This is a genomic window from Pseudofulvimonas gallinarii, from assembly GCF_004343305.1.
GTDB classification, from domain to species: Bacteria; Pseudomonadota; Gammaproteobacteria; order Xanthomonadales; family UBA2363; genus Pseudofulvimonas; species Pseudofulvimonas gallinarii.
Genome location: NZ_SMAF01000007.1, coordinates 67979 through 80959, shown reverse-complemented (window position 1 = coordinate 80959; position 12981 = coordinate 67979). Strand labels below are relative to the sequence as shown.

11 protein-coding genes and 1 pseudogene are annotated in these 12981 nt (G+C 68.8%); 4 read left to right on the top strand and 8 right to left on the bottom strand.

What is annotated here, in order from left to right:
* Positions 1-276: 276 nt before the first annotated feature.
* Positions 277-387 (bottom strand): annotated as a pseudogene (locus tag EDC25_RS15005) (DUF885 family protein); the annotation flags it as partial.
* A 20-nt stretch (positions 388-407) separates the two neighbouring features.
* On the opposite strand from EDC25_RS15005, the gene EDC25_RS06665 reads away from it, so the two are divergent.
* The 4 genes from EDC25_RS06665 to EDC25_RS06650 all read left to right on the top strand — a co-directional run bounded on the left by EDC25_RS06665 (position 408) and on the right by EDC25_RS06650 (position 2277).
* On the top strand, positions 408-740 hold the full coding sequence (locus EDC25_RS06665) for a hypothetical protein (RefSeq protein WP_132577337.1): 333 nt from the start codon (positions 408-410) through the stop codon (positions 738-740).
* Positions 737-1240: a DUF2200 domain-containing protein gene (locus EDC25_RS15000; protein WP_210771987.1), complete on the top strand. Its 504-nt coding sequence runs from the start codon at positions 737-739 to the stop codon at positions 1238-1240. Before EDC25_RS06665 ends, EDC25_RS15000 begins: the two co-directional genes overlap by 4 nt.
* A 104-nt stretch (positions 1241-1344) precedes the next feature.
* Positions 1345-1716, top strand: a complete 372-nt coding sequence (locus tag EDC25_RS06655; protein WP_132577335.1) for a VOC family protein — start codon at positions 1345-1347, stop codon at positions 1714-1716.
* Between the two features lie 150 nt (positions 1717-1866).
* Positions 1867-2277: a DUF423 domain-containing protein gene (locus tag EDC25_RS06650; RefSeq protein ID WP_132577334.1), complete on the top strand. Its 411-nt coding sequence runs from the start codon at positions 1867-1869 to the stop codon at positions 2275-2277.
* 384 nt (positions 2278-2661) lie between these two features.
* Here the strand turns inward: EDC25_RS06650 and EDC25_RS06645 are convergent, their stop codons facing one another.
* From EDC25_RS06645 to EDC25_RS06615, 7 genes are all read right to left on the bottom strand, one after another.
* The gene (locus tag EDC25_RS06645; protein ID WP_132577333.1) at positions 2662-3879 is read right to left on the bottom strand and encodes a Wadjet anti-phage system protein JetD domain-containing protein; all 1218 of its coding nucleotides are present in this window, start codon (positions 3877-3879) and stop codon (positions 2662-2664) included.
* Positions 3876-7298, bottom strand: a complete 3423-nt coding sequence (locus EDC25_RS06640; protein ID WP_132577332.1) for an SbcC/MukB-like Walker B domain-containing protein — start codon at positions 7296-7298, stop codon at positions 3876-3878. Before EDC25_RS06640 ends, EDC25_RS06645 begins: the two co-directional genes overlap by 4 nt.
* Positions 7285-7929, bottom strand: coding sequence for a DUF4194 domain-containing protein (locus EDC25_RS06635; protein ID WP_132577331.1), 645 nt, complete (start codon positions 7927-7929; stop codon positions 7285-7287). Before EDC25_RS06635 ends, EDC25_RS06640 begins: the two co-directional genes overlap by 14 nt.
* On the bottom strand, positions 7926-9371 hold the full coding sequence (locus EDC25_RS06630; RefSeq protein WP_132577330.1) for a Wadjet anti-phage system protein JetA family protein: 1446 nt from the start codon (positions 9369-9371) through the stop codon (positions 7926-7928). The genes EDC25_RS06635 and EDC25_RS06630 overlap by 4 nt, the downstream gene beginning before the upstream one ends.
* 22 nt (positions 9372-9393) lie before the next feature.
* Positions 9394-10407 (bottom strand): AI-2E family transporter, encoded by a 1014-nt coding sequence (locus EDC25_RS06625; protein WP_132577329.1) that lies wholly within the window; start codon positions 10405-10407, stop codon positions 9394-9396.
* Between the two features lie 91 nt (positions 10408-10498).
* Positions 10499-12112 (bottom strand): POT-type proton-dependent oligopeptide transporter, encoded by a 1614-nt coding sequence (locus tag EDC25_RS06620; protein WP_243695104.1) that lies wholly within the window; start codon positions 12110-12112, stop codon positions 10499-10501.
* 76 nt (positions 12113-12188) lie between these two features.
* Positions 12189-12944, bottom strand: coding sequence for a pteridine reductase (locus tag EDC25_RS06615; protein WP_123522530.1), 756 nt, complete (start codon positions 12942-12944; stop codon positions 12189-12191).
* Positions 12945-12981: the final 37 nt, after the last annotated feature.

Below are 12981 nucleotides of genomic sequence, written 5' to 3'. Positions count from 1 at the left end.
CGCGCCTTATGTCCACGCGTTCAACCAGTGGCGGCGCGAGCGCTGCCGGGGTCGTTGTGGACGGCCCGCCTGCGGAGCGGATGCGTCATCCTGCCGCGACGCGTCCAGGGTCCGCCCCGATTACACACCGGAGCCGCGACTGGGTCCGGTCGATGCACCGCTGGCCATCCTGCAGTTGAACGCCAGCTTTTCGGCTGACAGCCGCGAGCACGTTCCCGACCAGCTTGCCAGTCTGCGCGACGAGAGCCATCGGCACATCGGCACCACGGCCGCAGGCGAGATGTAGCGGTCGATCTCGGTGGTGATCTCGTGCTCGGACAGCGCCGTGTTGTCGCGCATGAAGGCCAGCGCGCGGTCGCGCGTCCAGCCCTTGGCGTGCATGCCGGTGGTCCCGGTGCATGGGAGCCGTGGCCCGGCAGTTGCATCCACAGCGTCGCCTCGACCAGCGGGTCTGCTCGATCGAATTCTTTCCGTACCGCTCGCAGAGCTTCGCGCATGGCTCGGTCCGCCTGCCGTCCCAGGCGTACAGCTTCGCGCTGGTGCGCCGAGCGATCGCCCGCGGTGCCGTGCTGGTGGTCACGCGCTGCGAAGGCCTGTGGTACGCGGCGGTGCCCGAATTGCGCGAGGCGAGGGCGGCCGGTCGTCTGTTCGTATCCAGCAATCCGCGCAGCTCCTCTCTGGCGCCACGGACCCTGGGCGATGTGGGTTTCAACAAGATGCTGGAAGCGCTCGGATCGTGACGCTGGCCGCGACGCCGAGCGCAGGCTGTCCCGCGCGTAAGACCGGCCTGCAGCGGCGGGTGAAAGGAAGCCGGCTGCGCTGGAAGCACGGGCTCGCCGGGGGCCGGACTGCGCTAGGATCGGCACGGACGTCGGGAGATCCGCGCAGGGCCAGCAACGAGAGAGTGTTCGCGATGGCGTTCGCGAAGGTCTATCCAATGTACGTACAGAAAGCGGAGAAGAAGGGTCGCACGAAGGATGAAGTCGATGCCGTCATCCGCTGGCTGTCCGGTTACAGCCAGGCGGAGCTGGACGCACTGATCGCACAGCAGGTGGATTTCCGGACTTTCTTCGCGGGCGCTCCCGCGGTTGTGGAACGTCATCCCCTGGTCAGCGGCGTGGTCTGCGGGGTGCGCGTGGAAGAGGTCGAGGATCCGCTGATGCGCCAGATCCGTTGCCTGGACAAGCTCGTGGACGAGCTGGCCAAGGGCAAGGCGCTGGAGAAGGTCCTGCGCAGCTGAAGGGCGGTACCTGCAGGCGGGTGCCGTTGCGATGCACAGGCAAGGGTAGTTCAATGCAGCGATGGCCCGCACCGTGCGCGCCACGCCAACCGGAGTGACGCCGCATGGAACTGGGTGCGTTTTCAGTCAGCCTGGCGGTGAAGGACATCGCCGCCTCACCGGCGTTCTACGAGAAGCTCGGCTTCAGTGTCTTCGGTGGCAACCAGGAACAGAACTGGCTGATCATGAAGAACGGCACGACGCTGATCGGGCTGTTCCAGGGCATGTTCGAGAAGAACATGCTGACCTTCAATCCCGGCTGGGACAGCGATGCGCAGCCGTTGCCGGATTTCGCCGACGTCCGCCAGATCCAGCGCCACCTGCTGGCGCAGGGCGTGCAGCTCGACGCCCGCGCCGACGAGCATGGCAGCGGCCCGGCACACATCGTCGTCGCCGACCCCGACGGCAATCCCGTCCTCATCGACCAGCATCGCTGAGCGGCAGCCAGCGCCGCCGCGTGGGCGGCGTCACTCGCCGTTGACCGGCGCTCCGGGGGTAATGAACGCGGGCGCCCTCGTGACGCGGGCGTCCGCGCGGCGGTGCGGGCGTTATCCTTTCCCGGCAAGCACACAGGTGACGGCGCAACGATGACAAGGTTCTGGGCGACGACGGCAGGTCTTTCCGGTGCGATGGCGGTGGCCGTAGGCGCCTGGGCCAGTCACGGCCTGGCGCGGACGTTTCCGCCGGATCTCCTCGAACGCGCGGTGACGCAGGCGCAGTCGGCGACGCATCTGCATCTGGCACACAGCGTGGTGCTGCTGGTGACGGCGCTGTGGATGTCGGCACGACCCAGCCGATGGCTGCGGATCGCCGCCATCTTGTTCCTCGCCGGCATCGTCTGCTTCTCGGTCGGCATCTACGTGCTGCACCTGTGGTGGCCGCGACTTGGCGCCGGCGGCCTGCGCTATATCGTCCCGACCGGCGGCGTCGCCTTCATCCTCGGCTGGTTGGCGCTCGCCGTCGCCGCTGCCCGCAGTCGAACAGGTGGAACGACTTGAGCAGAGGCTGGGGCGCTCTTCTGGATGTCTGGATTTGCGACCGGTGAGCCCCGATCCGTTTTCACCGCGCCGTCGATGACGGGCGTGTCGACCGGGCGGCATGTCGACGGCGCTCTTTTGCAGCAACACGACGTCGACGGCCCGCTCCGTAGTACGTTCAGGTACGGACGCCGCCGCCGGGAAGCCGGTCCCATGCTGGCATTGTCTTGTCTGCGACACGCGGCCACCATGAAGGAAGCGCCAGGTCTTCATTGCTAACGGGTCGCGGAAGAATCGTCCAGACCGGTTGGGGCGGAATTGACGTCCGCCCTGCGCATTTGCGCCACGCAAACGGCGCCCCTGGTTACCGCGGCGTCCATAGCTCGCGTCGCGGGCGGTGGACGGTCATTCTCCCGGAAAGATTGCCGGCAAGGCTTCCTGCTCGCATACGACACACTGTTCGATCAACGTTGCCGCGAGCTCTTCCCATCCGGCGCGACGCGCCCAATGTTGCATGGCGTTCCGGGTGGCGGTTGAAGGTACTGAAGCACCCGCGCGCACCGTCTCCGGGAGATCCGCGGGCGACATCAGCCACGGCTCGAGTGTCCTTCCGACTGTTGTCGCTGTCTGGGCAAGCACGGCCGCTATGCGGAAGCCGCCCTCATCGATGTCACCCCAATGCAGCACCCGGGCGTCGTCAGGCAGGCCCTCGAGCAGACGCCGGTAGGCCTCCCGCCACACAGGCGAGGGCATTCCGCCGGTGTAGGCGATGACGACGCTGCGCTCCTCGGCGCCCCGCGCCAGGTCATGGAAGCTGGCAAGGTTTTCGACGCTGATCAGGTACCGTGCCGCCGTGTCGATGGCACACAGTGATTCGGGCGCGATGCCCAGGTAGGGGCGAACAAGGTCGACGTGAAGTCCGTCAACCAGTTGCAGTCTTGCCCCGCCTGCCAGGAGCAACGGCTGCGGTTGTTTACGCAAGCCCAATGCCGACCAGATCTGGGCATCATCGAGGCCGGTGGCAGCCAGTTCGCCCGTCAGCAGGACTTCCAGCCACGGCGTCAACGCCTCTACACGTTTGCTGTCGCCGAACAGGCGGATGCTCTCGCGCCGCAGGAGGCGTTCCGGCCCGCCTTCGCGAAGTCCTGCATCAACCACCCGCGCAGCATCTGCAAGATCGACCGCCGCCTCGGAGCGCCTGCCTCGCACGGTCTTTCCCTTCGCCCACCGTGAAAGCACCGCTTCAATGACGGGGAACCGGCGCGCTGCACCGGCGAGCGTCGTCCTGGCGGCTTCCACCTGCTGGCGCAGCGTCTTCCTGCCCAGAAACGCAGCCAGCGCCTGCGTATCGGCAACGGTCACCCGCACTAGTCCGGGATCGTCCCGGTGACGCTCGCTGCGCACGGTTACCGCACCGGCGCGCTCGGCCAGTGCAATCACCGCGTGGAATTCCTCGCGCTCCGTCCAGGTGCGCGCTGCGTGGTATTCCGGCGCGCTGGCCGTCGACATAGGAACACTGACCACGATGCTGCCGTCACGGACTGCGGCCGAGTCGACGCGCGCCAGCAGCCGCCCAAGGAAGCGCAATGCCGGTGAGTCCTCCGGCGCCTGCGGCCCACTCATTGCAAGCCCAGCTCGCGTTCGATGCGCGCGGTTTCCTCGACCAGCAGTCCGGGATGCAGGTCGAACTGGTCGGACAGCAGCAGCTCTCGCGCCGCCTCCTTGACCTCGATGCGTTCGACCTGAAGCAGGTCGCCATCGCGGAACAGCTCGATGTAGCTGTCGAGCACGCCACTGAGCGTGCCCTGGGCGGTGTCCGGCGCCGCCAGCAGGAGCTGCAGGCCCAGCGAACGCAGGTAGTTGGTGGTCGCGCGCGCGTTCTGGGCGTCGATCTTGTCGCCGAACTCGTCGAGCAGGATCAGGCCCATGCCGCCGGGTTGCGCCTCGCTCTTGCCGTAGGCGGCCGCCAGTGCGGCGCCGGCAATCACATAGAGTGGCGCGCGATGCTCGCCACCGGAACCGGAGCGCATGCGTTCGCTGAGCGTGCCGATCACCTCGTCGTCCTGGCGGATCTGCACCTCGAAGCGGAAAAAGCGCCGGTAGTCGTCAAGTGGCGAAGTGGTTGAACGCGCTGCGATATTGTCCTCGATCAATTCGCGGAACGCGGCCGGCACCTCGCCGGCACTGCCGAACAGGTTGTCCTCGCTGCCGACGTCGGCGGCACGGCGGATGAAGCGTTCGAGATCGCGGAATTCCGGCACCACTTCGTAGTGGAACTGGTAGCGCTCGTTGTTCGAGAACGCCGGGCTGGCGCGCAGCGTGCGGTTGAGCGTGGCGATCTGGCCCTTGAGGCGGACGAAGTTGTCGTTGAGCGTGGCGGCCACGCTGGCGCGGAAGGTCTCGACGGCGGTGTCGTAGGCGCGGTCGGCATCGGCCTGGTAGCGCACCAGGTCGGTATCGCGCAGCTGCGCCAGTTCGCGCTGCAGCAGCGTACGCGCGCGGCGCCAGTCGTGTGTCTCCAGCTCCAGGTCGAGGCCATGGTCGCGCGCGTACTGAGACAGCACGCTCCAGGCTTCGGGCAGCATGTGCGCCAGCCGCCGGTCGGATTCACCGGCACGCGCTTCACACTGCTGGCGGCGTTCTTCCAGCGTCGCGAAGCGGTCGTCCATGTCCTCGCGCTGGCGCTCGACGCGATTCGGATCGACGTCGGGATCGGCGAAGGCCTGCACCGCCTTGCGCGCGATCAGCTCTTCCTGCGCGCGCAGCGCTTCGAGCATCTCGACCAGCCTGGCGAGGCGGCCGTCGGCCACTGCCTCGCGACCGACCAGCGCCTCGACGCGCTGTTCGGCGGCGTCACGTTCGCCGCGCAGTTCGCGCACCTTTTCCGCCAGCCGCAGCAGGTCCGGATCCGCCGATGCGGCGGCCGTGTCACGGCTGCTGCGCAGGCGCTGCGCGACATCGTGGTGTTCCAGCACGCGCGCATGCAGCGCCTGCGCCAGCTCGTCGCCCTGCGCCAGCCGCGACAGGCCGCGATGATGGCCGTCCAGTGCGCGCACCAGCGGTTCAAGGCGGCGGACATCGGCCTCGGCACGATCCATGTCCTGGCGCAGCACGCGCAGGCGGTCGCGATTGTCGGCGGCGCCGATCTTCAGTTCGCCGACGGCCGGCAGGCGCAGGCGTTCGATGCTGCCGCCCTTGGCGAGCACGCCGTCGGCGCTCAGGCCCTGGCGCGTGCGCAGCAGTTCGGCATCACCGTCGACGCAGCGCAGGTCGCCGAGTTGCCGGCGCAGGAAGGCCAGCGCATCGTCGTTGAGACCCTCGAGCAATGCGGCGACCGTGCCCGACGCGGGCTCGTCGCGCCGGCCGGCGCGGGCGTGGCTCGACAGTGCCAGCTTGACGCCATAGACGGCGCGGCCGTCGCGCAGGCCGCGGTACAGCCGCGTCGCCTTTTCCTCCTGCTCGACGGGAATCAGCAGCGCTTCGACATTGCTGCGCAGGTAGGCCTCGATGGCGCGCTGCCAGGCGGGATCGCGCACGCGCACGAGATCGCAGACCGGGCGCGCGTCGATACCTTCGTCACGCAGGTAGTTCATCAGGCGGACGACATCCGGCGCCAGTTCCGCCTGCCCGGCGGCGAGCCGGCCGTGGTTCGACCGCGCCGCCTGCGCACGTGCGCGCGACTGTTCCAGTTCGGCGTGAAGGCGGCGCCCGAAGGACTCGAGCTGCTCGACCAGCGGCCGTGCCGCCTGCAGCGCGGTGCGCGCCGCGTCGAAGAAGTCTTCCGGTGACCACGGCAGATGTTCCTCGCCGCCGTCGCCTCCAAGCGCCGCATACCACTGCGCCCAGGGGCGACGTGCCTCGGCCAGCATGGCCGCATCGACGCCGTCGACGGCCGGCAGCGAACCCAGGCGATCCGCGATCGCCGCGATCTCGCGCAGCAGCAAGCCCCGGATCTGCGCCAGGCGCTCGCGATCGCGGGCGGCCACTTCCTCGAACCGTGCCTGCTCGCCATAACCGCCGTGGCCGGCCAACTGCGCATTGCCGCGCTCGAGTTCGTCGCGCAGGCGCTCGCGTTCGCTGCGCGCTTCGGCCAGTTCGCGGCGCGTGCGTGACAGCGCTTCGCGCGCGGCCTCGACATCGGCCTCGGCGGTTTCGATCTGTTCGCCGTAAAGGTCGCGCGCGTATTCGGCGGCGAGGGCGCGGTACGACGCCGCGCGCACCGCCTGGCTGGCGATGCGTTCGTACTGCTTCTCGGCGCCTTCGGCCGCCTCGATGCGCTGGCGCACCTGCTCGATGCGGTCGCGGATCTGCCGGAAACTTTCCAGCAGCGAGCGGAAGCGTGCGATGTCGGTGGGCCGGTTCTCGGCGACCAGGTCACGCACGAACAGGTCGACATCATCGACGCGCTGCAGGTTCAGCGCGTTGAGGAAGGCCTTGCGGTAGGCGTTGACGTCGGGATTCGCGGTCGCCGTGGCGCGCAGGCGGAACAGCAGGTCCTTCACGAAACGCTCGGCCACGCTGTGCAGCTCCAGCGTTCCACCGGCCGCCTTGCAGCGGCGCGATGCCTGTTCGCGGAACGTCGCCCAGGCCAGCGGCAGCGTGCGGCCGTCGACCTGTTCGAGGTGGTCGTCCAGCTCCAGCGCCACGCCCGGCAACAGGTACAGGCCATGCACACGGTGTTCGGGTTCGTCCGCCGACGCGGCCAGCGCGATGCCGGCCGTCAGCGGCAGGCCGCTGTCCTCGTCGCGGAACACCAGCGAGATGTACGTCGTCGCGGTGCGACGCTTGCGGCCGTCGTCGCCGCTGCGGTACACGCCCAGGCAGTAGTCGCGGATGCTGCGCGCCCGCGCGCTGCCGCCGGCCTGTGCGTTGAAGCGGATGCGGCTGCGGTCGCCGCCCAGCAACACGATCTGCAGAGCGTCAAGCAGCGCGCTCTTGCCGGCGCCGTTGGGCGCGATCACGGCGGAGGTGCGGTCGAGTTCGAGCGTCTGCGCCTCGAACAGGAAGAACTGCACCAGGTGGACGCGCTCAAGCCTTTGCATCGTCATCCCCTGCGAAGGCCGCGGTGTCGGGCGCGTCGTCCTCGTCGCCGCCGCGGTAGTGCTGGTCGAGTCGCTGCAGCCACTGTTCGCCGATGATTTCGACGATGGCCGGACGCACCTGCAGGTGGAACGGCTGCGGATCGTCGCCGTCGACCTCGACCAGGCGGCACACGCCCCAGCGCCGCAGCGTGCGCGCCAGTTCGCGCAGCAGGCCGACGTCGGGCATCGGCCGTCCCGTCAGTTGCGGGTAGGCTTCCTGCAGGTCTGGCAGCTCGACTGTAACCAGGCCGTCGTCCTCGATCAGGCCTTCGCGCATGGCGACGTCGTAGCGCTGGCGCAGCACCAGCAGCAGCAGCGTCTCCGCCAGCGACACCGGCGCGCCTTCGCCGTGCGTCGGCAAGGCAACGACGTAGCGGTAGTGCGCATTGCGTTCCAGGCGCACGCCCAGGGGCGCCAGCGCGGCGACGAAGTCCTCGAAGTGCTCTTCGACCAGGTGATAGGCCAGGCGCGTGCCGCGGTCACCTGCGGACAGCACCTGTTCGGTGACCAGTCTATAGGCGGCGCGTTCGAAATCCTGCGCGGACCAGGCGCCGTTGGACTGCTGGCTCAGCGTGTTCCAGCTTCGTTTCATGCGGGTGTCCGGGTCTGTGTGGCGACGCGGCGGATGACGAAGCGCGGTCCGCGCAGCCATGGGCCGTCGCTGCGCGCGTCGTCATCCAGCAGTTCGACACGGAAGCCGCGCAGCAGGCGGCCGAGGGGGTCGTCGCGGCGCAGGCCGCCGACGCGGCGACCGCGCAGGGCCAGCGTCAGCAGGGTCTGGTAGGCGCGAAGGTCGGGAATGCTGCGGATCGACAGCGCATCGGAATCGACCTGCGCACCGTCGGCGAGGTGGCGGCCGACATAGCCGGCCATGTCCTCGGCGGTGACCAGGCGCGCGCGCTTCATCCGGCGCAACAGGGCGAGCCTCGCCAGCTGTTCCGGCGTCGGCGGCGTGGTCGCGTTGGCGCTGCGTGGAATCGCCGCCGGGCGCGTGCGCGGCGCGCGCAGGCGCTCGCCATCCATCAGGCCGCCACTGGCGACAGGCAGGCGCAAGTCGCCGGGTGCCGCCGCCAGCGCGCCGCGGGCGGCACGTCGCAGCAGGGTGTCCAGCCGCGCCGGCGCGCGCAGTCGGTAGTCGAGGAAGGCGAGCGCACGGCGATTGGCCTGGCGGATGTCGTCGTCGAGGCGCTCAAGGTAGTCGTCGATGCGTTCCAGTTCGCGCAGCCGGCGCAGGCTGCGGGCGAAACGCTGTTCGCCGCGCCCGGCATCGCCGTGGTGCTCGCCGTACCAGGCGAGCAGCGCTGCGCGGCGCTCGCCGCTCTCGATCTGCCGGGTCATGGCGAGGATCGCGCTGCGCCGCGCGAGCGGATGGTCGGCGCGATGCAGGTCGGCGTAGTCGCCGATGAAGAACTCGCCGACATAACGCTCGAACCACTGCCGCGCGAACTGCGCCGTGGTTTCGGCACGCGTGAGCTGCGGCATCAGGTCGCGCACGGTCAGACTCATCGACGACAGCGACACCAGCAGCCGACGCGCCTGGTCGGCGGCCTCGTCGAGCGCGTCACCGCTGGCGCGGCCCTCGACGACCTGCTGCAGCTGCAGTTCCACCGAGCGCATGCGCGCCGAGACGAAGGTCGGCCCGTGCTCGGCGAATTCGATCAGCGTCGACAGCAGCTGCGCCACCAGTGGCGCCATGCTGACCATCTCGCGCGCGCCGATGCGCTCCTGGCGCAACCAGCCGGCGTTGCGGAAACGCTCGTAGATGTGGCCGGCGCGTACCGCGATCGGCGTGTCCGGCGCATCGCCGTCCTCGGCTTCCCAGGGATCATCGGCGAGCAGGTAGCGCTCCAGCGCCGCGGTGATTTCGCGCCGGGGCAGGCCGGTGCTCGGCGGCAGCGGCGCGTCCGGCCCGAAAAACTCGTCGAACAGCCGGCACAGCAGCAGCCAGTAATGCGCGCGGTTGGGCGACGCCAGCGGGCCGAACAGGCCGCCGGGGACGATCGAGAACAGGGCCGGTTGCTGCGGGTTGGCCATCAACGGGGCGGCAGGGTGACGGTCAGATCCAGCCCTGGTCGGTCAGCTCGCGCTTGATGTAGGCGTAGTACACCGGTGCGGCAACCAGGCCGGGAATGCCGAAGATGGCTTCCATCGTCAGCATCGCCAGCAGCAGCTCCCAGGCACGGGCATGGATCTCGCCGCCGACGATGCGCGCGTTGAGGAAGTACTCGACCTTGTGGATCAGGATCAGGTAGGCCAGCGCCGCGACGGCGACGTAGAACGACACCGACAGGCCGACGATGGTGATCACCGTGTTCGAGATCAGGTTGCCGACCACCGGCAGCAGGCCGGCGACGAAGGTGATGACGATCAGCGTCTTGGTCAGCGGCAGGTGGACCCCGAAAGCCGGCAGCACCACCGCCAGGAAGATGCCGGTGAAGAAGGTGTTGAGCAGCGAGATCTTAAGCTGTGCGAACACGATGCGGCGGAAGGCGTCGGCGAAGCGGCTGGTGCGGCCGACCATCTCGCGGCCGAGCTGGCCCAGGTACTGGCTGGGCAGCTCGTCGTAGAGCGCGATCATCGCACCCAGCACCATGCCGATCAGCAGGCGGACGATGGTCTGCACCGCTTCGGCGCCGACCAGACTCAGCTCGGTCCGGTGGTTGGCCAGCCATTCGCCCAGCGCGCGGCGCATGTCCGAGCTGTCTTCGGGCAGATACGCCAGCAGCGAGTCGGGAATCTGGCCGCGCGAGTCGTCGATGATCGCCATCAGGCGGTCGAGCAGCGCCTGCAGCGATCCGGCATCGCTGCGGAAGTAGGCGACCAGGGCGACGATCCCGAGGGTCAGAAGGCCGATGATGAGCATCGACACCACCGTGACCGCGATCAGGCGAGGGCCCTGCGGCGTGATGCGGCGCTCGATGAACGGCGCCAGCGAATGCGTCAGGTGGAAGACCAGCAGGCCGGCCAGCAGCGGTACCAGCAGGCCGAAGCGGAGCACGACGACCAGGGCGATACCGGCCAGCACCCAGGCGGCGATTCGATGCGGATTGACGGCGCTAGGTGCTTCCATGCAGTTGGGGACCGGCGACGGGACAGGGCGGCATCGTACACCGCGGCCGCGGACCGTTGGCCGGTCCGTGGGACCGCGGCGCAGCCACCACTCAGGTGGCGATGCGGTAGTTGTCCTGCATCGGGTAGCGGCGGGCGTAGAGGCCGAAGGCCACGGCCGCCAGGAAGGCGAAGCCGGCGAAGAAGAACATCAGGAACGCCGGCTCGCTCAGGCCGCTGCTGGCGATGACCGACTCGAAGCGGGGGTTGCGAACGCCGGCATTGGTGATGAGCACCCACAGGCTGCCGAAGGTGCTGGTCAGGTACCAGAACGCCATGATCACGCCCTTCATCGCGTGCGGTGCCTGGCTGTAGGCGAACTCCAGCGCTGTCGCCGAAACCAGCACCTCGCCAAAGGTCAGCAGCAGGTAGGGCAGCGACTGCCAGGCCAGCGACACCTGCGCGCCGCTGTCGATCCACAGCTGCAGCGCGCCGGCGATGATCCAGGACACGCCGGAGAAGGCGATGCCCCAGCCCATGCGCCGCAGCGGTGTGACGGTGACGCCCATGCGCCTGAGGCCGGGATACAGGACCAGGTTGTTGAACGGGATCAGCAGCATGACCAGCAGCGGGTTCAGCGCCTGCATCTGCGCCGGTTCCTTGATGAGCCAGCTCGGCCACCACCACTGGTCATGCGGGATCACCATGGCGTTGCCCTGGATGATCCAGGTCGAGGCCTTCTGGTCGAACAGCGACCAGAACGGCGTCACCAGGGCGAACACGATCAGGATGCGCAGCACGGCGCGCACGCCATCGACCGCGGCATCCGGGTGCAGGCCGCGGGCGCGCTCCAGCTGCAGCGAGGCGCCCCAGCCGCCGAAGGCGATCAGCACGCCCAGCGCCAGGCAGAAGGTGATGACGAAATCCAGGGACTGCGGCCAGAACCCCGCCCAGCCCTGCACCGACAGCGCCCAGGACAGCAGCATGGCGGCGGCGAGCGCGATGCCGGACCAGGCCAGGATGCTGCCGAGGTTGCCTTCGCCGTCGCGGCGCTCGCGCAGCGCCGTCTTCACCACGTTGAGGAACGAATGCGGATTCGGGCCCGAAGGCGGCACGTTCACGTACCGGTGCCGGCCCATCCAGAAGATCAGCGTGGCGATGAACATCAGCACGCCGGGCACGCCGAAGGCCACCGCCGGCCCGAAATGGCGCAGCAGCAACGGCGCGAACAGCGAGGCGAAGAACGAACCGAAGTTGATGATCCAGTAGAAGGCGTCGAAAACGAGCTTCGCCTTGTCCTTGTTGGTCTGGTCGAACTGGTCGCCGCAGAACGACACCACAAGCGGCTTGATGCCGCCCGAGCCGAGGGCGATCAGCAACAGGCCGGTGTAGAAGCCGTTGATGTTGTCCTCGAACAGCGCCAGGCAGGCATGGCCGGCGCAGTAGATCAGCGAGAACCAGAGGACGGTGTTGTACTTGCCGAAGAAGCGGTCGGACAGCCAGCCGCCCAGCAGCGGGAAGAAGTAGACGCCGATGACGAACTTGTGGAAGACGTCCTTGGCCATGCCGGCGCGTTCGGCTTCCGGCAGGTACTGCAGCAGCACCGAACTGATCAGGAACGGCACCAGGATGTTGCGCATGCCGTAGAAACTGAAGCGCTCGCACGCCTCGTTGCCGATGATGTAGCCGATCTGCCGGGGCATGCGCCCGCTTTCTGCCTGTGCCATGGGTCTCCCGATGGACCACGCCGGTCCGGTCAAGGTGATGAACGGCAGGCAGGGTAACCCAAGAATCCGGCCGCGGTCAGATCGACAGCCAGCGTCCTCCGTCCACGCGCAGGATCTCGCCGGTGACGTAGGTGGCATCGCGCAGCAGGTAGAGGACCGCGCCGGCGATGTCCGCCGGCGTGCCGGTCCGCTTCAGCGCCGTGGATTCCAGCAGCCGCTCCTTGCCGTAGTCGGGCGGCGGCTGCTCGGGCCAGAGGATGGCGCCCGGTGCGATGGCATTCACCCGCACCGCCGGTCCGAGGTCGCGGGCCAGCGCCAGCGTCAGCGCCGACAGGGCGGCCTTCGCCATCACGTAGACGGGATGGTCGGGCAGCGGACGCTCGGCGTAGATGTCGACCAGGTTGACGATGGCGCCGCCCCGGTCGCGCAGCAGCGGCGCCGCCGCCTGGGCCAGGAACAGCGGTGCGCGGGCATTGCTGGCGAACAGCTCGTCCCAGTCCGCGGCGGTGATCGTGCCCAGCGGCGTCGGCCGGAACCGGCTGGCGTTGTTGACCAGCGCGTCGAGGCGACCGAAGCGATCAACCGCCGCCTCGACCAGCCGCGTCGGCGCCGTGTCGTCGGCGAGATCGGCACTGGCCACGATGGCGCTGTCCGCGCGCGCCGCCAGCAGTTCATCGCACAGCGCCTGCCCCTCATGCAGCGAGGCATGGCAGTGCAGGACGAGGTCGTAGCCGGCGCCGTGCAGCGTCCGGGCGATGGTCGCGCCGATGCGGCGCGCGGCGCCGGTAACGAGGGCGACCGGGCGGTTGTCGGGGGACCGGGATGGGGGCATGTCCGCTACGCTACCGGTCCGAACCACCGCCGTCGAC

Excerpts from the sequence above, each read along its gene's own strand:
- EDC25_RS06655 (WP_132577335.1), top strand. The coding sequence starts at position 1,345 with ATGGAACTGGGTGCGTTTTCAGTCAGCCTGGCGGTGAAGGACATCGCC.
- EDC25_RS06650 (WP_132577334.1), top strand. The coding sequence starts at position 1,867 with ATGACAAGGTTCTGGGCGACGACGGCAGGTCTTTCCGGTGCGATGGCG.
- EDC25_RS06645 (WP_132577333.1), bottom strand. The coding sequence starts at position 3,879 with ATGAGTGGGCCGCAGGCGCCGGAGGACTCACCGGCATTGCGCTTCCTT.
- EDC25_RS06640 (WP_132577332.1), bottom strand. The coding sequence starts at position 7,298 with ATGCAAAGGCTTGAGCGCGTCCACCTGGTGCAGTTCTTCCTGTTCGAG.
- EDC25_RS06635 (WP_132577331.1), bottom strand. The coding sequence starts at position 7,929 with ATGAAACGAAGCTGGAACACGCTGAGCCAGCAGTCCAACGGCGCCTGG.
- EDC25_RS06630 (WP_132577330.1), bottom strand. The coding sequence starts at position 9,371 with ATGGCCAACCCGCAGCAACCGGCCCTGTTCTCGATCGTCCCCGGCGGC.
- EDC25_RS06625 (WP_132577329.1), bottom strand. The coding sequence starts at position 10,407 with ATGGAAGCACCTAGCGCCGTCAATCCGCATCGAATCGCCGCCTGGGTG.
- EDC25_RS06620 (WP_243695104.1), bottom strand. The coding sequence starts at position 12,112 with ATGGCACAGGCAGAAAGCGGGCGCATGCCCCGGCAGATCGGCTACATC.
- EDC25_RS06615 (WP_123522530.1), bottom strand. The coding sequence starts at position 12,944 with ATGCCCCCATCCCGGTCCCCCGACAACCGCCCGGTCGCCCTCGTTACC.